Genomic DNA, 20,466 nt, shown 5'->3' on the forward strand with positions numbered 1-20,466 from the left:
TCTTTTTCCTCCTCTAAGATTCCCGACGATCTGACTTACTTGACTGTGGATATAATGTAGAAATTCCTTTCTTACATTTCGCACAAAATCAAATCCCCACTCCAACCCGTTTCTTCGAAACGTTCTTGGCGCGGAGATTTCTACGGCTCATGTAAGAAAGGAATTTCTACATTATATCCACAGTCAAGTAAGTCAGATCGTCGGGAATCTTAGAGGAGGAAAAAGATCGCACCGTCGCCAAAATTTCTTCGTTTAGATTTCTAGGATTTAGAAAGAAATTATTTTTCAAAACTTCCAGAAGTCTCCTTTCTCCGAAAATCTCCCTCTCCGGACTGAGGGCTTCCGTGACCCCGTCCGTATAAAAGAAAAATCGGTCCCCGGTTTTGAGCGCAATCGTATAGGTTTCGGGCTCGATCGTCTTCAACATTCCCAAGATCATTCCTCTTCCTTTTAGAAATTCCGGTTCCGCCTGATCTTCTCGAATCAAAACGGGCGGAGGATGTCCCGCGACTGAATATCGAAATTCTTCCTTTTCAAGATCGTATAAACAGACAAAAGCAGAGATGAAATTTTTCTCTAAGACCTGAAACATACGGTTGTTCAATTCGGAAAGGATACGGGAAGGTTCCTCCATCTTTCGACTCAGCTCCAAAAACGAAACCTTGAGCATCGAAGAAACCAAAGCGGAAGCTACCCCGTGTCCCAAAACGTCGCAGAGAATAAACATTATCTTTTTCTCATTTAGAATATGATAATCTAAAAAATCACCGCCGACCTGATCGACAGGAATATAAACCGAGTTGACTGACAAACGATGGATTCTCCCGTCGAGTTTAGGGATCAGTCTCGTCTGAAGATTCGCCGCCATTCCCAATTCCTCGTGAAGAATCCGATTTTGTTTTTTCAACTCTTCGGTTCTTTTTTCCACCTTAGCTTCCAGGGTGACGTTTAATTTTTTAAGTTCGGAATGGGCCCTCGCGTTTTGATACGAAATACTCACGGCTCCGGAAATCAAAAGTGCGAAAAAACCGTACTGGGATAAGAATATATTCTTACCGGAAACGTTATCCAAAACGACGTCGATGATCGCAAAAACCGCAAGTAACCCCACTCCACCCACCATGATCAACGCTTCCATGAGTTTTTTTCTCAACTCGGAATAAAAGATCGGAACCAGAAGTAAGAACATGGAAAACAAAATTCCTTCCCATGCATACACGAGCAAAACCCTCTGTGTCCCATCGAGTTCAAGAAGATGCAAAGCTCCGATCACAAGACTATACTTCATAATCATCTTAGCCGCAGTTCCGGTTTTTTTCCGAAACAACGCATACAAAAAATATAATATACAAGTCGGAAAAACCGTTTGAGCCAAAAAAAACGATCTTGACAAAACTCCAAAGGGAATGTCGATGTAATGCATCTTATGAAGAAGAGGGAGTCTCCAAAAAACGAAAAGAACGGCGGATAACGCAAGAAAAATACTAGCTCTGGAATAACGGTTGAGAGAATACGAAATAGACTGTTGTAAAAAAACTCCTAGGAATAAAACGATCAACACGAGTTGAAGAGCGTCTTCCTGAATCAAAGCGTCTTTGAGCTCGTCGAAGTCGCCTAACTTGGGAATACTCCTAAAAATTCCGCAGTGAAAACCGAGCTCTTGACATTCGATTTCGATTCGAATCGTATTTTTCTTTCCTCTTTCAACCCATTCGAGAGGAATTTTATACAATCGACTTCGAAACCAAGCGGGAGAATACGGATCGATCTCGCCCGTTTTACCGATCAGTTTTTCGTTAAAAAAAACTCTGTCGGCCGACTGAATTCTATCTAAAAAAATTCCTTGAGAACCGGAAGGCGCCGTATTCGGATATTCTATCGAGATCGTATAATAGCCCTTAAGCGGAATGTCCAAACCTTGGCTTGTTAAACCGACCCCCGGAAGAACGGGCTTAAAAATTCTACCGTCTACGTTATGATATTCCCATCCTTCGCTTAATAACTGAACCTTTTCCGGATCGATCGGTTCCGAGTATACTGCGAAGGGAATTAGACATAATAGAATTAATCCGAATAAAATCGGTTTCATACAAAAAGAGGGGATCAAACTAACTCCGCGTATGCGGCTGTAAAGTTAAATTTAGATTGGAAATAAAAGAATGAAAGAAGGCTACGAAGGAAAGAGCGTAGATTCCAGTTCTTCTGAGTTTTGTTTTTTCTTTTGAGAGGGAATGAAATCTAACGCGGACTCGGGAATCTCTCTTATTGCTTCAAACAAAAGATCTCGGGAATAATCGGAAAACATTTTCTCGGTAAGAATTCTTCGATAACTGCGCGCGCCCTTCTCCGCGTGAAACAAACCCAAAAGATGTTTTAAAACAAAGTGAGGTTTTGCATTCGTGTTGTTTAAAAGAAAACGATCGATATAATCCTGCATTCGTTTCAGAATTTCTCTTCGACTCAAAGGCAAAGTATCGTCTTGAAAAAACAAAGAGTCGATTTCCGAAAAAAGAAAGGGCGTTTCATAAGCGGCTCTTCCGATCATCACTCCGTCGTTCTTCTTCAATCTTTCTCGAATTTCTTCGTAAGATCGGATTCCTCCGTTGATTTCAACGATCAGATCCGGAAACGTTTGTTTGATCCGTTCCACGTCCAAATAACGCAAAGGAGGAATCTGTCGATTTTGTGCTGGAGAAAGACCTCCTAAGATCGCGATCCTAGCGTGGATGATAAAACGTCTGACGCCGGCTTTCTTTACCGTTTCCACAAAACGACAGAGGTCTTCAAAAGTTTCCTTTCCTGGAATCCCGATTCTACACTTAACCGTTATAGGAATGGAAACGGACGCGTCCATAGCGGCAACGAGCTCGGCGACCTTCTCCGGGGTTTCCATAAGACAAGCGCCGAAGTTACCTTCTCTCACACGATCGCTCGGGCAACCTACATTCAGATTGACCTCAGAATATCCGTAGTCTTCACTGATCTTGGAACATTCCGCAAGGGACTTTGGGTTATCACCTCCCAACTGGATCGCAAGCGGTAATTCTTCCGGATTGTAAGATAAGAATCGTTTTCTATCTCCGTGAAGAATCGCGCCCGTATGAATCATCTCCGTATAAAGAAACGTATGTTTGGAAATCATTCTAAAAAGAAAACGGAAATGACGATCGGTCCAGTCCATCATAGGAGCCAGAGAAACCGGATACGGTTTAGGAATTTTTGCGTCGATCTCGATCATACAACTTCCTACCAGATTTTTTTTTCTACGGCCTTCGGTCAAGGATCCTCCGTCCTACCTTCGACTGGCCATCACGCGGGAATCGAAAAACGATGACTTTCCCGAAGAGAAATCTCCGATGTTCCGCCGTCTTTCGATTCTCGGCCCCAAGAATACGAATTTCGTTTTTCCTGATTCTTCTTTTTTTCCAATATTCTTGTAGAACCTTAGAATCTTTTTTTGAAACGATCGTGCTTACGGGAGGTGTGGATTCCACACGTTTGACTTTTTCCACACACTATAGTCCTTTGGAAAACCTAGTTCGTACCGCCGCGGGAAGTAAGGAAGTCGCTGACACGGATCGACGCGTAAACCAAGATCCGTTTAAATCGGTGCCGTTTTATACGATCGGATCGATTCCAAGAAGAATTCCGGGAACTCCGTTCGAAGGATATATGAAGGTTCTAAACTACATGGCCTACGGATTTACGCTGACCGCGCCGAGAACTTTTCGAGGAAATTTATTGAACTTTCCGGACGACGGACGTGTTGCGGCTAACGTTTTAGAACATGTCGTTTACGGCCTCTATCCTCTTCCGGATCCCTTCGGAAGAAAAGCCGAATATCTCTACGCGGACTATCAGGCTTATGCAACGATCTATCTCGCGTTTTTGGAATTTCTAAATTGGAATTTAGGGATTGGAATCAATGTAGGATTCAGCATCTACGACTTCGACGTATTGGAAAAAGAGTTGAGAATCTCCTCAACCAGAAATCGAGTTCGTTTCGTTTCCGGACTTCGATTGTTATACGAATACAATATCGGAAGATTTTTCGAAGATTCGATCTTTTATAATACTTATCTTTACTTTGAAGTTTCGAATCTTTCGACTCTGGAAAGGGATCCGATCAAACAAACGATTCCGACTTCCACCGGAGGAGCCGTACCCGATCTCTATCTCACGATGGACACATATCGAATCGGAGTTCGAAAAGAAATTCAATTGTCCCCTCCCCAATCCGAAGAATCCTTGAGAAAAGACAGTGGCCCTGCGCGGGAATCTTCTCCGCCGAAACAAACCGAGCCGGTGCCGCCTAGAATCTGATGTTGTCATGGAAAGAAAATCTAACTCCGGTCTCCGAAGAGTTCGGAGACATTTACTTTTCTCCGGAAAACGGCTTGGAAGAAACCAAACACGTCTTTATCGAAGGAAACAATCTCACACAAAGATGGAAAGATCCGAGTCTGCAAAATTCGTTTGTAATCTTAGAATTGGGATTCGGAACCGGTCTCAACTTCCTAACGACTTGGAAAGAATATTCCGAACACAAAAATCGTTTTCGACTTCATTATATTTCCGTTGAAAAGTTTCCTCTAAACAAGGAGGAAATCTCCAAGGCCCTCTCGGTTTTTCCGGCGCTTCGAACGATCCAGGAAGAATTTCTCGATTCTTATCAAGACCTCGTTTCCGGAATGAATTACTTTCGATTTCAAAACGGAAAGATACATCTAACACTTTACCTCGGAGACGTCAAAGACGCGTTAGCCGAAATCTCAGGAAAAGCGGACGCGATCTTTTTGGACGGATTTGCACCTTCCAAAAATCCGGAGATGTGGGAAGAATCAAACCTGATCCGACTAAGACGTGTTTGCAAACCGGGAACCACCTTCTCAACGTTCACGGTTGCAAGAATGGTTCGTGACTCTTTGACGACCTGCGGATTCGAACTCGAAAAACGGCCCGGATTCGGAAGAAAAAGAGAAATGCTCGCGGGAAACTATTCTCGAAACGAAAACGACTCGGAAGAATCCACTCCCAAAGAAAAACCTTGGTGCAGACGTTCTTTTTCCGATCGAGAAACAAAAACCGCCGCTATCATCGGAGCCGGAATCGCGGGTTCAGCCTTGGCGTATTCCTTAACGGAACGAGGAGTTCGAGTGACGTTGATTGACCCTTCCGGGATCGCAAACGAAGCCTCCGGAATTCCAGGAGCGATTTCCCATCCTCATATCACGAAACTTCCGACTTCCGCGAGCCTTTTCACGTTACGCGCCTTTCGATACGCCTTGCAGTTTTTATCTTCTTTTGCCGGTAAAAAAGAATTCGAAGCCTCAGGTCTTTTTCACGGAGTCACCGAGGAGATGAGTTCCGAAAGATTTCGGAAGGGACTGGAGAATCATCACCTTTCGGAAAAGATCGCGGCTTGGAAAGAAATATCGGAAAACTCACGAAAAGAAAACGATCTTCAAGAGGAAATCGGAGAAGGTGTTTTTTTTCCGAAAGGATTCTGGACGCAACCGAACTCGATCGCGAAAAAAATGGCGAACCGGTCTACGATCGAGTTGATCCGAAAAAAAGCGGTTCTGGTTCAACCAGACGGAGACGGATGGAAGGTCGTATTATCGGAAACCGAAGGAAAGATACATTCTGATTGTGTTATATTCTGTAATTCTTATGGAATTGGAGAGCTTTTAAATCCCATTTTAGGGGAAGAATTTCTACCGATCAAAAAAGTCCGAGGACAATTATCGGTTTTAAGAGAAACAAAAACTTCCTCCCGATTTCCAAATATTCTCTGCGCCGAACATTATCTCACTCCCTCCATCAATGGAGAACATATCCTCGGTTCCACATTTGACGAATTTGATCTCGATCCAAAAACGAGAACAAAGGACACAAAGGAACTTCTACAATACGTGCAAAAAAAGTATCCGAGCCTTGGATGGAACGAAGAATCGATCGTTTATGAAAGAGTAGGATTTCGGGCGCAAACTCCGGACCGTTTCCCGATTTTAGGTCCGGTCTTTTCCCCTCAAGATTTCACAAAACGGTATCAAGGAATCGAACTTCCCCGCAACCGCAAACAAAGTTATCCGGTCTTAAAAACGATTCCCGGTCTTTTTGTTTTCGGGGCTTTGGGTTCTCGAGGAATTTTAAGCTCTTTTTTGGGTGCGGAGATTTTAGCCTCTTTGATACTGGATGAACCCGCTCCCGTCGAAACCTCGTTATTAGAATCCTTGCATCCGAGTCGATTCTTATATCGAAAAATTCGAACCCAAGGATAAATCCTCGAACCTTTGTCGGAACGCGGACGAGAACTTTCTCTCTTGCGAGGAAGACGGCGATTTCGGAATTAGATGAGCGGGAGAATTCCGACGATTTGCGGAAAAAAATAAATATCGATCCACACGGTTCCAAATCCATTGAAAGAAATTTACGAAAACGGATTCTATGAACTCAGAAGCAGACAAAAAGTTTAAAGATTTAGAATCGGCTCTCAAAGAAGTCTGGGGGCTTTCTCATTTTAGAAAGGGGCAAAAGGAAGCGATCGAATCCGTAATCGAAGGAAACGACACGTTAGTCATCCTTCCCACTGGAGGAGGCAAGTCACTTATCTATCAGCTCCCGTCGGTTTTAGAGGAAGGATCTCTCACACTCGTCATATCTCCTCTGATCGCTCTTATGAAAGACCAAGTGGATTCTCTCAAAGCAAAGGGGATCACGGCGGAATATTGCAATTCCACACAGGACGACCTCGAACAATTGCGGATTCTGAGCCGGGCAGTAACCGGTAAAATCCAAATTCTTTATTTGTCTCCGGAAAAAGCTTTGAGCAGACAGGTGCTCGAAATTCTTCCCAAACTTCCTCTCAAAAGAATCGCCGTAGACGAAGCTCATTGTGTTTCCCAATGGGGCCACGACTTCAGACCCGAATACAGAAAACTCTACGAACTCCGGGATAAATTTCCGAAAAAAATTCCGGTCATTGCGTTAACCGCTACAGCTACACAAAGGGTCATCAAAGACATTTCCGATTCATTGGGACTCAAAGAACCGGCGCTCATCAAAGGAAGTTTTTACAGGGAAAATTTGAACTTCTCCATTCTTTTTCCTCAAAACGAGACCTTCCGTGAAAGCCAACTCTTGAAAATTCTCATCCGAGGTAATTTTCAAAAATCGACGAGCGGAAGAGCGATCATCTACTGCGCGACGAGGCAGAAGGTGGAATCAGTTTATGATTTCCTAAAGAAGAATGGATTCAAAGTCGGCAAGTATCACGCGGGAAGAACCGATTCAAGTCGAGAAAAAGCGCAGGACGGTTATTCCACCGGAAAGACAAACGTTCTCGTCGCGACGAATGCGTTCGGAATGGGTCTCGATAGCCCTGACGTAAGAATGGTGATTCATTACCAGACCCCAGCGTCTCTGGAAAGTTATTATCAAGAAGCGGGAAGGGCCGGAAGGGACGGAAAGGACTCGGATTGTATTCTATTCTATCATCCATCCGATCTTGTTACGCAGAGTTTTATCATCGGAAAAGAATCCAATCGTAAGGGAGGAGAAACTCTTCTTTCTTACGTGAAAGAATACGCAATCTCCAATCAATGCAGACAACAAATCCTTTGTTCCTATTTCGGAGAAGAAATCCCGGAATGTAAAACCTGCGATATCTGTTTAGAGAAAGAATCCGAAGAGGAACTTCCGATTTCAGGAAGAGAGGAATTTCTCCAAAGGGAAGAAGAAAAAAAACAAAAAAAAGAACAAAAGGAAAAATACGATTTTTCAAAGGAAGAATTGAGAACGATCGAAGAATTGCTCGAACTCATTCCGGGAAAATTCGGAAAAAGAATGATAGCCGGAGTTTTGAGAGGTTCGCGCTCGAACGAAATTCTTAGAAAAAAATTGGATCGAACTCCGATGTACGGATCCTTACGTTCTATTTCCGAAGAAGCCATCTTAAGAATCATAGACGAATGGATCTCCGAAAAAAAAGTAAAAATCGTCGGAGATAAATATCCGAAACTCATCCTCGCTTCCACTGTGATCGTAAAGACTCCCCGCAAAAAAAAGGAAGAGGACTCGAACTCAGAACGAAAAACGATTCCGGCAAAAAACGTAGTCCAAGAACTCAAGAACTTTCGAGATAGAGAAGCAAGAAGAAGAAAGTGGAAAAAGTTTATGGTTCTCCAAAATCCTGTGATCGCGGAAATCGCCAAGTCAATGCCCGAAACTCCGGAAGAACTTTCTCTCATCAAAGGAATGGGTTCCGCCAAAGTCGAAAAATTCGGAAATGATATTTTAAGAATATTAGAAAAATGGAAATAACTTCGAATCTTCCTCTACGGAATGCGATCTCTTCTAAATTCGTAACACTTTCAGAAAAAATTTCCTGGTTTAACCTATTTTGCCCTTTCAGCGTTTTTGTCATTGTTCCATCTTAAAAAAAGAAGGAGATCCTACAACGGATGAGTTTCAGATCTATATGCGCATCCAAAAACTTTCGATACTCTACGGCTAATTTCAAAGTCTGATTTTTTTATCAAAAAAATTGTCTCAATTTAAGTAATAAGGCTCTTATCTTTAAATACGCTCAGATCCTTCCTACAATCGAAGCTCATTCTTTTTTCGAGAAAGTTTAATTTTTTAATTTTACGCAGTAATAATGTGGATCTCGGTGTCGGTACCGAAGTCGTCGCTTTTCAGCAAAAGGGAATTTTTTTTCCAAAGCTTGTCTCAATCGTTTTCGAACCTCTCTATATTTCTTTTGTGATTTCATTGGAGGTTAAGACGATGAAACAAGACAAGAATAAATCTCACAGAAGAATAATGCAGATTACGGCTTTTGCAACCACTCTGTTGTTCTCGATTACGAGTTGCAAAAAGGACAAAAAAGACGATACGAATCTATTGTTGATGGCGGCATTATTAGGCGGCAATAAGGCCGAATTCAAACTTACGAATTTGAACAAAATGGCCACGGGCAGAATTGGAAGCTCTCAGCAGGATAGATCATTACTTTATTCGAATCAGCTGGTTGATCTATCTGGAAACGATCCGTTACAATATGGAGACGGGGAAGCCGATGGTTTTACGGATCATTTCATGACTCCAAATTCTGCCGGCATAGAGGTTTGCCAAATCGTTGCGTACAAGTCGGTTGCAAAGGGAGGTCCCGCACCGGGAACTGAAACTTTGAAAAATATAAACTGGAGCTTGCGCTTCGGTGGAGGTGAATACGGGCCTTGTTCGGGAATGTGGCCTGTCGGACTCACGGGTGGACAAAGTCAATTTTTAGATCTTCACAATCCGATTCCAAGTGAACTCTTGCAGGACTTTGATAGAATCGGAATCGTAGCCCACTCTTTCGTTTACTATTTGTCGACGGAACAAACATCCGATTCTTCTTATCGTTATGTAAGTTTATTTTTGAATAATTTAATTAAGGAAAATAATATCGTAGGTGGTAGCAGAAGAGGACGGGTCGGTACGAAAATATTTTCGAAAGGTTGTCCTGAAACATTGGTTTCTTCTAATAGATATATTTTCTTCAATCCAATGGAAATGATGTCTGCACAAGACTGTAGAATCTCGGAAGCAATGATCGATTCAAAAAACGGATTATTCCTAACGAACTTGCCCTCAAAGGAAAATTTTTATAATCCGCCTATGTTTTCCGGTTCCGCTTATTCGGAAGAACTTAATTTAGAATACAAATTGTCTCCTTCGGTGGCAGCAATGGATCCAAAAGATCCTTATATCATAGTAGTGCCGTTCGATACTTCGAAAGCAGGTGGAGGAAAGATATTGTTTGAGGTCTCCGTCGATAACGTCCTATTCTGGGACTCGAACGATGGAAACAATACATTTTCTCCTGAATCTGAGGTCGCCGATAGACCGAATGGGACAAGTGGATCAGAAAATCTTACAAACAATGCCAGAAAAAACCTGATCTTCAATTTACCCACGATAACAAGTTCGCTAAAATAAGAGACCAGGATTCGCAATGTGACTTCGAACACAGAAAGGAAAAAACTCCTTTCTGTGTTCGAATTTGAAAATCTCATCTAAATCAATGTCAGAACATGCAAACAATTTATAATACGAAAACGTATTTCAGATTTCAAAGTATTTTGAGAAAAGGCAGTGAATTTCCAAAAGATAAATTGCTAGGTTAAAAATAAAAATTGCCTCGATTAAAACCCGACTAAGGATTTCCATTACGAAAAAGGATGTCTCGTTGAATTTCAAAATGGATGAGAAAATATTCAAGAGTTTCGCATCCTCCCGGATTTTTTATGCATTTGAAAAGAAAAGGTTAAAATGAAGTTAAGTCCAGACCACGATTTTTCTTTGTTTTACCAAAAATACAATGAGGCGATTTATAAGGTCATTCGATATCTATCGACCGACCCCGATGAAGTCGAAGACATAGCGCAAGAGGTATTTATCAATCTCTACAGAGCTTTTCCCAATTTTTCGGAAGAAAGGGGGACTTTTTATACTTGGGCGGCGGCCATTGCAAAAAATACCTACTTCACCTATCGTAAAAGTCGTAAAAAGGATTTGATTCTTGAAGAAAATGCTTCAATAGAATCACTCCGTGTGAAAGATGATTTTATACAGGATTTAGAGACTAAAATTTTAGAGGAAGAATTGAGAGAAATTGTCTCTTCTCTTCCGGAACCGGAAAAGAGCATTATCCTTCTGAAAGAATTCAACAATTACACACTGGAGAAAACCTCGCAGGCTCTGAATATCTCTTCGAGAACCGTCAGTAGAAAATTATTAAAAGCCTTGGATCTCCTCCGAGAAGAATTAGAAAGAAGAAAAGTGGCTTTGTAAAGATGGAAAGAAACGATTTGTCAGAAGAATTCGAAGACCTCGTGTCCTTAACCCTCTTCGGTGAAATCACGGAAGAACAAAAAGGACGATTGGATCAAATCGTTCATCAAGACCCGTCCTTGAAAGGACGTTACGAAAACTATATAAGAATGCAGGAAGGATTAAAACTTCATAAGGAGGCGCTTTTCAAACCTGTAGACGATCGTTCCAAAATGACTTCTTTCCAAATGTCTAAAAAGAATATTTTTAGAAATCGCGCCCTTCTCTTAGCAGCCGCCATTCCTTTGATCGTTTCCATCTATCTCTTGATCAGATTTCAAATCCCCTCTCAAACCGACTCGATCGTGATCCAAACGTTGGGCGATTGTGATCCGCAATCCGTCGCAGCAGACTGGATAAGAATGGATGAGAATCACTTCTGCGACGTGAAACTTCTTCGAACTCAAGGTTTGATTCAATTTAGAATTTTTCCCAATTCGGCGGTAAAAATTTTAAGCCTCCCGAAAACAAACGGCGAAAAAGAGTCCTTGTCTTTGTATTTTGAAAAGGGAAGCCTTTTGTTAAACGAAACGATCGTCACCCAAGACAAAACAAAAATCTTCTGGAATGGAACTCGGATCGAGCTGTTGGGAACAAAAGTTTTGATCGAAGATTCCAAAACAGGTCGAAGCCTCAAGGTTTGGGACGGTTCCGCATCGGTTCGTTCGGGAATTAGATATCTGCTTCCATTCTTACTTTTTCCACCTAAGGACTGGACTCAAACCATCGGTGAAAAAGACAAAGATTTGTTAAACGACATCAGAAATGAAATAGTTTCGGATTCCATTCTGGAAACAAAACCGTTCTTGTTTACCGGGGATTCTAAAATTCTTTTTGGCGACCCAAACGGTTTCGATTCGGACCAAAAAAGAAAGCTGGAAGAACTGCGGAAAATTAAAAACATTCTCACGCTCGATCTCAATCAAAACAAAACTACGAAGTTTACTCCACAAAATCTCAAGGAACTTGAAAAGGTTTTGCAAAATTTGGGAAGTTTACAAATCCCTGATCTCGGAGAAAAAGCTGCGGAACCGGTCATAAACGATAAAAAAGAAAAAACTTCAGTCCGCGCAGAAAAGATAAAGTTCGAAAAGGAAGAACCGATTCGACTGGGCAATAAGACGATCAAACTCAAAGATGGATCGGAGTGGAAAGGAAATCTCATTCAATATGAAAATCAGTATGTCCTTGAAATCGAAGGTACAAAAAGAATCATCAAAGCCGAAGACGTAGAATCCATCTCATTCTAGATCAAAAGACTCCGTGAAAAATTTTCTTATTGTACATCGGTTCCGAATTCTAATTTGGATTCTTTTTTTATTTCTGATAATAATTCCAAAACTGATCTTCGGAAATTCGGTTCTCTTAAAAGACGGCTCCGTTTTAAAAAACGTAAAAACTACATTAAGAGAAGATCATGTGTTGGTGGAGGACCAATTCGGGAAGGTCGAAAAAATCGATCTTCAGCTTGTGGAAAAAATTCTCGTATCGGAAATTAAAAAAGAAGAAACTTCGACTCCGAAAGATTTCAAAAAATTCTACTTTTCCCTGATCGGGGCTCAGTGGAATTCCCGCGTTACCGAATCGATAAATCTAAATCGTCATTATACGTTTACTGATTTGATCACAACCACCCTCTACATCGATCCCTATCTTGAAAAAAAGTATTCCTTAAAAGTTCAATCCGTTGGCTTGCAAGGGGAATACCGTATCAATTCCAATTTCGGGTTTTCCCTCGCCTTGGAACATAATAGCTTCCTATTTCCGGAAACCGCAATCTCTCCGTTAGTCGGAATCGTAACGAATTCGAGTTTAAATACGATGCCGGAATATCAAACGTTAGCCGCAATCTCTACAACTGCTCTAATTCTCAATCTCAATTCGGGCGGATACAAAGGAGACAAACAATCCGGTTCGAAGTTCACCGTTTCGACACTCTCTCTTTCACCAAGTATTCGGTATTTTTTTCCGATTTCGGAATCGATATCCTGGTTCGCCCAGGTCGGAGTCGGATTTGGAAGAAGTTACGAGAGCGGGATTTATTCCAAACAATTGACCTACGGAGCCGCGTTGATAGGAACCGGTCTACAAGTGGAAGTTCGGTCTTATTTTTTCAACCTGACCTTTCAGTATAGAACTACCGATTTGAACGCATCCGTTCACTCTTATCGGTTCAACGAACCTTTGGTTTTAGTCGGTATCGGTATAAGAATGTAAAAAACCGGATAAGGCGGTTTTTGAAATCCACTCCGTATAAGAAGTATTCATTAAAACAAGGAAGAAAATAAATATTTTAAGAATATTAGAAAAATGGAAATAAGCTCGGTTCTTCCTCGACCAGGTTCGGATGAGAAAGGCTGATTCCCAAAAGCCGAATCGCTTTGTTTGCAACCGATTTTCCGTCCTTAATTTCCATAAATTCCTCCAAAAGCGAAGAAGCGATATGGAACAAATCGTCTGCCGTAAAAATCGTTTCGGGAAGAGTTTTGGACCTCGTTTTCAAAGTAAAATCGTGGAACTTGATTTTCAGAGTTAAGGTTCTTCCGGAAAAATCCCGTTTTTTCAAACGCCGTTCCACTTCGCCGGAAACGTATTTGAGTTGGTTGAAAAGATCTTCTTTTTCGATTCGATCCTGATCAAAAGTGATTTCCGCACCGAGAGATTTTCGTTCTCTCGAAGATTCCACTTCTCTGTCGTCTTCTCCTCTCGAAATTTTATAATAATAGATTCCCATCTTTCCGAAGTGTTGTACGAGTTCTTCGATACTTTTTGTTCGAAGATCCTTTCCGGTCCGGATCCCCAATTCTTCCATTTTTTGAGCCGTCACTTTACCAACTCCGTGAAAGCTACTCACTGGCAAAGGTTCGATAAACGAGACGACGTCTTCCGGTAAAACGACTGTGAGTCCGTTCGGTTTATTTTTTTCGGAAGCCAACTTGGCGATAAACTTCGAATTGCCTACGCCGGCGGACGCTGTAAGGTTAGTTCGTTTTAGAATTTCACTTCGAATCTCCTTTGCGATCGTGACCGCATAAGGAATATTCTTTTTATTGAATGTAACATCCAGATAACCTTCGTCCAAGGACAACATCTCAACTCGATCGGTGTATTCTAAAAATATTTCTTTGATTTGTCCGGAAACTTCCTTATAAGCTTCGAAACGAGGAAAGACAAAAATCGCCTGAGGAGCCAGCTGAGCCGCCCTCGAACAAGGCATTGCGGAACGAACGCCGAACTTTCTCGCTTCGTAAGAAGCAGCCGCCACAACTGATCGACTTCCGGGGGGACCGCCTACGATCAAAGGTTTCCCCTTATACTCTGGAAAATCCCTTTGTTCCACGGAAGCATAAAAGGCATCCATATCCACGTGAATGATTTTTCGTGGTTCCATCTTCTATTTCAGGTCAAATTATAAAATACTATACATTTGTAACCTATTTTTTAAACAGGCTTTTTTCCTTCTGTTCGAATTAGCGTCAAAACTCGAACCGACCTGGCCCCGTTTTCTAAGAGAATTCTCGCGAGTTCGTTTGCAGAAGCCCCGGTTGTAAACACGTCGTCCAAAAGAAGGTAATCTCCTTCTAAACTTCCTTTATACTCCTCTTTGATTTGGAATGCAAGCCTTGCGTGGATAAATCGATCGGCGTAACTTTTACCCGCCTGTTTTTCTCGGCTAATCTTGACGACTGGCGCGAGCAACGGAAACGGAAACGGAAGAAATTTTCGCAATCTTTTCAGGGCGAAGTCGTAGGATTCGAAAGGTTTTTTTTTCTTTTTTTGATACCAACGTGTTTGTGTCGAAGGCATCACGACAATTCCCGAGAAGGAAATTTTTTTCCAAGAAACGAGTTCTCTTTTCATTCCAAGACTCAGATAAACCGAAAGTAAATAGACCGATTGAAATTTTACGAAGTTGACTACCTTTGCCAAAAACGGAGTTCTACTTCTTAAAAATTTTAATTCCTCGAAAAAAAAATTTCTGGAAGAACAGAAGGAACATTCTTCTCCCGGATTCCATTCTTTGCAGATTTTACATTCCGTTCCTTGGAACGTTACCGGGTTTCGATTTTCGTTGTGACAGAGTTTGCAGACGCCGATCTTGGAGGAAAAAAAATCGTGACGTCCGCAAAACTCACAAGAAGAAGGGAGAAATAAATCGAAGAATTTCCAAAAGCCCATAACCGAATCGGTTCTCGGAAGAGTGAGAAGAGAATAAAAAAGCCCGGAAAATCCGGGCTTTTTTGCCACCTTGAAAAAAAAATGAATTCTTATCTTCTTGGAGGGGTGGAAGTTGTAGGCGCTGGAGCCGGTGCAGGTTGAGCCGCTGGCTGAGTGTTGCTGCTGGAACCTGCATCCACTTTACGAATTTCCGTAGTCGGAGGATTTACATCCACGGAAAAGCTGACTTTTTTCGTTTCGCTTTCGTTTCCAACATTGTCAACCGCCTTTGCTTCGATTGTGTGCTCACCTTGAGAATCGATCACGATCGATTCTGCATAAGGAACGAAATCGGCGGCATTGTCGACTTTGATCAGAATTCTTTTGATTCCGGATTGTCCGTCTAACGCCTTGATGGTGAAAGAGTTTCCTTTTCTGGAATACGTTTTTCCGTCGATGATCACAAGAGGAGTATTTCCTTGAATTTCAACTTCCGGTTTTACGTCGTCCAGGGTAACCACCAGGATCGCTTCTGAAGTCGAGTTTCCGGAATTGTCCACTGCGGAATACTTGATCAGATTTACTCCGGCTTTCTCAAGTTTGATAGGCTGGTTGTCGTAAGTTTTCAGATCCCCGCCGTTGATGGAATACTTTACTTCTTTCACTCCGGAAAGACCGTCGATCGCGGTGATAGTATAAGTTACGTTCTTAGAACCGTAATTGTATCCGTCGAGATTGTAAAGAATTTCGCTCGGAGCGATTTTAACGGTAGGAGCGGTGTTATCCACCACTACGACGAGAGCCTTTGCAGGTTCTTTGTTTCCAGCTTTATCCACAGCTCTGTAAGTAAGACGGTTTACACCTTCTTTCAGAATTGCGATCGGAGAAGTATATTTTGCGTAATCAGCATCGCCGATCTTGTATTCAATATAATCCACTGTGCTGGAATCGTCTTTTGCGGAAATTTCAAAAGAACTTTTAGAGTTCACGTAAAGATCTGCATTCTTTACTTCATCACTTTGAGTATTTCCCGCATTTTTAGTGCTAGCCGCAGGCGCGGTTGCCCCTGTTTGCCCTTGGGTCGTTGCCTGAGGGGTAGAATTTTCGTCCAGATCTTCCTGAGCTACGAGAGCCACGGAAAAGGACATTAAAAAAGCGATTGCGAGTCTTGCGAGATAAGAACCCTTCATTTTACACTCCTATGAATTAGGTTAATTAGTTTTTTGACGATATTCGGATAGTGGAAACCTTTGGAAGAAGCGTGTCAACTGATTCTAAGAAAAAAAAATCCTTCCGGCCCATGAGAGAGACCGGGATTCAAAATTACGTTCTCTTCGTGATGCTGCTTTTTTTCAAACTGTCCGATGCGGTGGACGCTCAGGAAAAATCACCGGCGGAAATTTGGAAACAAGTGGTCGTAGAGGATTTTGAAACCAAAGAATGGAATACGAAAAATCTCAAGACACGATTGGCGGAAGAATACTTTCCGGACATAAGAACCTCCTCTCTTTTGCTCAGTCCGGAGCGCAATTCTTCCAAAAGTCTTCTTTTGGAAGTGCCCGCAGAAAAAAATCAATCCTTTGAAATCCTCTGGGAATCTCCTTGGAGAACCCGAGGTTTTGTTCAGGAATTCCAATTTCACGTCTATTCCTCCGGTTCCGGCGCCTCACTTTACGTTTTGTTAAGAGATTCTACTTTAGAAGTTAAGAAAATACTAATTACCCATCTGAGTTTTGAAGGATGGAAAAAGATCAAACTCAACGTGGTGAGAAAGATCAGACAAGACGATATTATTTTTACGAAACAAGCCCCCGTGGAATTTTTAGGACTTCTCTACGAAGCTCCTTTCGAGATGAAACGGGGAACCAGGGATCTATTCGCGATCGATGACATTCTCGCGATCATTCGAGACAAGAATCGAATGTTTCCAAACGATAAAACTTTAGTCCGTTAAACAAAACCGATTTTTATAAAAGAAGAATGTTTTGAGTCCTTTGTCCTATCCTGCGACCGCAATTTTTTAGAAATTAAATTCCTTTTTTTTAATATACTATCTAAGACGAAATTCGAAGAAGGGATTCTTTTTCGAAATAAAATCGTTTCAAAGTTTTTAGTTTCCGGTTTCCTAACAGATCGAGAGCAAACTTCTCACCTCGGATAGCTATCCCATGAATTGAGAGGAACTGCAAGGAGAATTGTCCGACAAGTAAGAATTTTGTAGGAATTCCTAGATAAGAATTTTTTCTTGTGAAAAGTTTGATTTTCTGATAGAGGAAAGTCTCCGGATTTTTTCCCGCCACCCACCCCTCCACCCAAGATCAGGGTGGGGCCCGCGACTTTTACAGAAGAGTTGTCGGAGTTCCGACGGATTCTTCCTTAAAATTTCAGCCAACTTTTAGGGAAGGTTATTCTCTGGGTCGGAATGGAATTCTGATTTGGAGCCTTTGGGAAACTCTAAAAATGCGGGAACTCTTCGCGCATTTCGAATAAAAGAACGATGTGCACTTTTACGAAAAATCAATGAGATACAATTTGTGGGAGCTTATAGGAATTGATTAGAACTTTATAAACCGGATTTTTTCATATAGGTATTCGGATAAATTTTTAGATCTTTATGAGCGGTATCTTTTGCAAAGAAAGGGTAAGAAAAAACTCTCCGATCAAAAAATTCGAACGATCCAAAAACGCAGGTTCGGCTGCGATCTACGAGATCGGAAGACGAACAAAAAACTTGGTCCCGGAAGAAGAAGTTTCAAAATGAATACTACCGCCGTGGGTCTCGATGATTCTACGTGCAATGTCCAAACCGAGACCGGAACCTTCTCCTTGAGCCTTTGTGGTAAAAAAAGGTTCGAAAATTCGATCCTGCGCTTGCGGAGGGATCCCTGGTCCGGAATCGGAAATCACCGCTTCCAACTCGTTTTCGCCGTTTTTGCGAACCGTTATTTCAAGAACACCTTTGAAGGACATCGCCTGTACCGCGTTGTAAATAAGATTTGTCCAAACGTGAATCAAATCATCCGCATAACCCTGAATAGGTGGCACTTCATCGTAGTGTTTTCTAATTTCTACCCCGGCCTTTAATTGATTTTGATAAATCGTAAGGACCGTTTCCAAACTTTCAGGAAGGCTCACGGATGTTTTGATTCCCTCCGAACCGAAATGAGAGAATTTTCGAAGCGCAAAAACAACCTTTGAAGTTCTGTTGACAGACATGTCGATCAACTTGGAACTCTTGGCCGCCTGAATCTCCTGCATCGCGAAGTTTAAAAGAATCGGAACGAATTCTCCGGAGAATAAATTCGGAAATTCTTCCAAAGAGTTTTCCAAACCGGATTCCACCAAATCCTGGGCGATGGAATGAGCGTTGTCGATATTCTTATCTTTGAGTTTTATCTCCAGTTCCTTGATTCTGGAACGGACTTCCTTTGGGGAAAGAATTTCTTGATCTCTTTTACCTTTGTTCATAAAGGCGAAGAGTTCCTTTAAAACCGAAATATCCAAACTCTGAATGATATCGGAATGACTGGACAAACGATCGGTAGAATGGTCGAAATAATTCTGAATCGAATCGTTGGCGGCTTTGATGACTCCGATCGGATTGTTGATTTCGTGGGCGATTCCGGCGACTAACTGTCCTAAGGCGGCCATCTTTTCGGAAACGATCAGCTGGTTCTGTGTTTTCTTTAAGTTCTGAAGAATCTCCTCCAAATCCTGCTTTTGTTTTTCGATCAGTTCTTTTTGATCCGAGATTTCCTTATTCAATCTTCTCAAAGCCTCGGCTTCTTTTTTTTCGGAAATATCCTTTACTAGATTGATTACACAAAGTTTGCCGCTGATTTCCGCGAACATGCTGTAACATTCCGCGTGAATAGTTCTTCCATCCTTAGCACGAAGAATCAATTCTTGATCGATAAGAATTTTTTCCCTGACCAATCTTTCCAGATAATCCCTTCTTACGTTCGGGTCCGGCCAAATGTTCAACTCGGTACTCGTTCTTCCGATCGATTCTTCTCTGGAGTAACCGAAAAGAGCGACAAAGCTGTCGTTGACTTCGATATATCTTCCCTCTTCCACGGTCGAAATTGTCGTGGAAATCGGACTCAACGTAAACACCTTCGAATAGATTTCCTGAGTAGGCCGTAACGCTTCTTCCGCTAAATATTTTTCCGTGATATCCTGTGCGGTCCCGAAAGCGATAAACGAATTTAAGAATCTGCCGCTCACCGCAAGAAAACTTCTTTTTTCGTCGGTCCTTTGGATCTGATAAACGAATTCCAGAGTATAGTCAGGATCTTCCTTATGAGTCAGACTTTCCGCGAGAATCGTGAGAAGTTTTACCCTATCTTCCTCCACAACGTAAGAATTTAAAAAAGACGAAAAGGAAGTGTTTATGGATTCGGTCGCCTTCGAATCGCCCAAAAGGAATTGATATTCCTTTGTGAGCGTCAGCTCCAAGGTTTGGGTATTCAAACTCCAGCCTCCCAATTTCGCATAACGTTGAATTTCGGAAAGTTCCTTTTTCACTTTGGCAAAGCCGAGTAACGTATATTTCATCAAAATCGCAACGAGAATAAACGCGGAGATTTCCCCCATAAGAACGGACCAGGGCCCCTTCGGACTCTCCACCGGCCGAATGATTCCGTTCTGAATCAGATATTCGCTGAAAATCGCGAGAGAAATAGAAAGGGTGGCGTAGATATAAACGGCTCTGGTTCCGAGAAGAAGCGCCGAGATCAAAATCAAAACCAGACTAAAAGGAAATACCACCGTCTGGGTCGCTCCTTCCCGAAACATAATCCCGAACGTGGCCAACCATTCGATTCCGATCATGATATGAGCGGCGAGTAAAATTCTTCCGGTCTTAGCGATTAAGTGACATACTAAAACCGCGAGGGGAATGAGATAAGCGGCGATATAAACCGACTTCGGCTTTTCCGCGAGGATGGGATGAAGAATCCGATAACTCAGAGCCGTCGCCAAACAAGCGAGCATAATTCCATACATCAGCCGAACGGAAAAATCTTTCTCCGCGTCCGAGAATACCGGCGGTCTCAAAAAAGAAGGTATATTAAAACGAATCATGATTTCAACGGAATTTGGGGCGCCATTTTCATAAAGAATCTCTTAGAGGAAAAGCGAGATTTCTTAGGAAATTATTTTTTTAGAATAACCTCTGATTTTCAAAAGTAAATTCGATTTTTTGAATATTCCTACATAAATCGGACGATTTTTGCGAACACGAATTCACTGCGGATTGAAAGAAATGAGATCGTTGGGCCGTTTTTTAGATTCTCCGAATTGAAAAGGATTCCGAAACGAGAAAATACAAAAAGACAACTTGCTTTTGACATAAATTGAACAAAACGGGATCAAAACAAATTCTGACAAAATCCGCCGGAATTCTATCTAAGAACTTCGTTCACT

The 20,466-nt window shown here is 41.9% G+C and carries 14 protein-coding genes; 8 read left to right on the plus strand and 6 right to left on the minus strand.

Going from position 1 to position 20,466, the window contains the following annotated elements:
* Positions 1-166: 166 nt before the first annotated feature.
* Both JWG45_RS11415 and dusA read right to left on the minus strand, forming a co-directional pair.
* Positions 167-2,107, minus strand: coding sequence for a PP2C family protein-serine/threonine phosphatase (locus tag JWG45_RS11415; protein WP_205279835.1), 1,941 nt, complete (start codon positions 2,105-2,107; stop codon positions 167-169).
* Positions 2,108-2,170: 63 nt separating this feature from the next.
* A complete protein-coding gene (gene dusA, locus JWG45_RS11420) occupies positions 2,171-3,238 on the minus strand; it encodes a tRNA dihydrouridine(20/20a) synthase DusA (RefSeq protein ID WP_205279836.1) in 1,068 nt (355 codons plus the stop codon).
* A gap of 92 nt (positions 3,239-3,330) precedes the next feature.
* On the opposite strand from dusA, the gene JWG45_RS11425 reads away from it, so the two are divergent.
* The 7 genes from JWG45_RS11425 to JWG45_RS11455 all read left to right on the plus strand — a co-directional run bounded on the left by JWG45_RS11425 (position 3,331) and on the right by JWG45_RS11455 (position 13,098).
* On the plus strand, positions 3,331-4,323 hold the full coding sequence (locus JWG45_RS11425) for an LIC10647 family lipoprotein (protein WP_232380648.1): 993 nt from the start codon (positions 3,331-3,333) through the stop codon (positions 4,321-4,323).
* On the plus strand, positions 4,323-6,284 hold the full coding sequence (mnmC, locus tag JWG45_RS11430; protein ID WP_205279837.1) for a bifunctional tRNA (5-methylaminomethyl-2-thiouridine)(34)-methyltransferase MnmD/FAD-dependent 5-carboxymethylaminomethyl-2-thiouridine(34) oxidoreductase MnmC: 1,962 nt from the start codon (positions 4,323-4,325) through the stop codon (positions 6,282-6,284). Before JWG45_RS11425 ends, mnmC begins: the two co-directional genes overlap by 1 nt.
* A gap of 166 nt (positions 6,285-6,450) precedes the next feature.
* Complete coding sequence (locus JWG45_RS11435) at positions 6,451-8,325, plus strand: RecQ family ATP-dependent DNA helicase (protein WP_205279838.1); 1,875 nt, start codon at positions 6,451-6,453, stop codon at positions 8,323-8,325.
* A 465-nt stretch (positions 8,326-8,790) separates the two neighbouring features.
* On the plus strand, positions 8,791-9,987 hold the full coding sequence (gene srpA, locus JWG45_RS11440) for a sigma factor sigX-regulated lipoprotein SrpA (RefSeq protein WP_205279839.1): 1,197 nt from the start codon (positions 8,791-8,793) through the stop codon (positions 9,985-9,987).
* 333 nt (positions 9,988-10,320) lie between these two features.
* On the plus strand, positions 10,321-10,842 hold the full coding sequence (locus JWG45_RS11445) for an RNA polymerase sigma factor (protein ID WP_205279840.1): 522 nt from the start codon (positions 10,321-10,323) through the stop codon (positions 10,840-10,842).
* Between the two features lie 17 nt (positions 10,843-10,859).
* A complete protein-coding gene (locus JWG45_RS11450) occupies positions 10,860-12,131 on the plus strand; it encodes a transcriptional regulator (RefSeq protein ID WP_205279841.1) in 1,272 nt (423 codons plus the stop codon).
* 13 nt (positions 12,132-12,144) lie between these two features.
* Positions 12,145-13,098 (plus strand): hypothetical protein, encoded by a 954-nt coding sequence (locus tag JWG45_RS11455; protein WP_332476488.1) that lies wholly within the window; start codon positions 12,145-12,147, stop codon positions 13,096-13,098.
* A gap of 85 nt (positions 13,099-13,183) precedes the next feature.
* Here JWG45_RS11455 and dinB read toward each other — a convergent pair whose 3' ends face one another.
* The 3 genes from dinB to ompL47 form a co-directional block, all read right to left on the minus strand.
* Positions 13,184-14,272: a DNA polymerase IV gene (dinB, locus tag JWG45_RS11460; RefSeq protein WP_205279842.1), complete on the minus strand. Its 1,089-nt coding sequence runs from the start codon at positions 14,270-14,272 to the stop codon at positions 13,184-13,186.
* Positions 14,273-14,322: 50 nt separating this feature from the next.
* Complete coding sequence (locus JWG45_RS11465; protein ID WP_205279843.1) at positions 14,323-15,060, minus strand: ComF family protein; 738 nt, start codon at positions 15,058-15,060, stop codon at positions 14,323-14,325.
* 89 nt (positions 15,061-15,149) lie between these two features.
* Positions 15,150-16,229 (minus strand): multi-beta-barrel domain surface protein OmpL47, encoded by a 1,080-nt coding sequence (gene ompL47 / locus JWG45_RS11470; RefSeq protein ID WP_205279844.1) that lies wholly within the window; start codon positions 16,227-16,229, stop codon positions 15,150-15,152.
* A 149-nt stretch (positions 16,230-16,378) separates the two neighbouring features.
* On the opposite strand from ompL47, the gene JWG45_RS11475 reads away from it, so the two are divergent.
* Complete coding sequence (locus JWG45_RS11475) at positions 16,379-16,993, plus strand: flagellar filament outer layer protein FlaA (protein WP_408611627.1); 615 nt, start codon at positions 16,379-16,381, stop codon at positions 16,991-16,993.
* Between the two features lie 749 nt (positions 16,994-17,742).
* Here the strand turns inward: JWG45_RS11475 and JWG45_RS11480 are convergent.
* Positions 17,743-20,124 carry a PAS domain-containing sensor histidine kinase gene (locus JWG45_RS11480; RefSeq protein ID WP_205279845.1) on the minus strand — a complete coding sequence of 794 codons (2,382 nt, stop codon included), beginning with the start codon at positions 20,122-20,124 and terminating at the stop codon, positions 17,743-17,745.
* Between the last annotated feature and the right edge of the window lie 342 nt (positions 20,125-20,466).

Source organism: Leptospira ainlahdjerensis (assembly GCF_016919175.1).
GTDB classification, from domain to species: Bacteria; Spirochaetota; Leptospiria; order Leptospirales; family Leptospiraceae; genus Leptospira; species Leptospira ainlahdjerensis.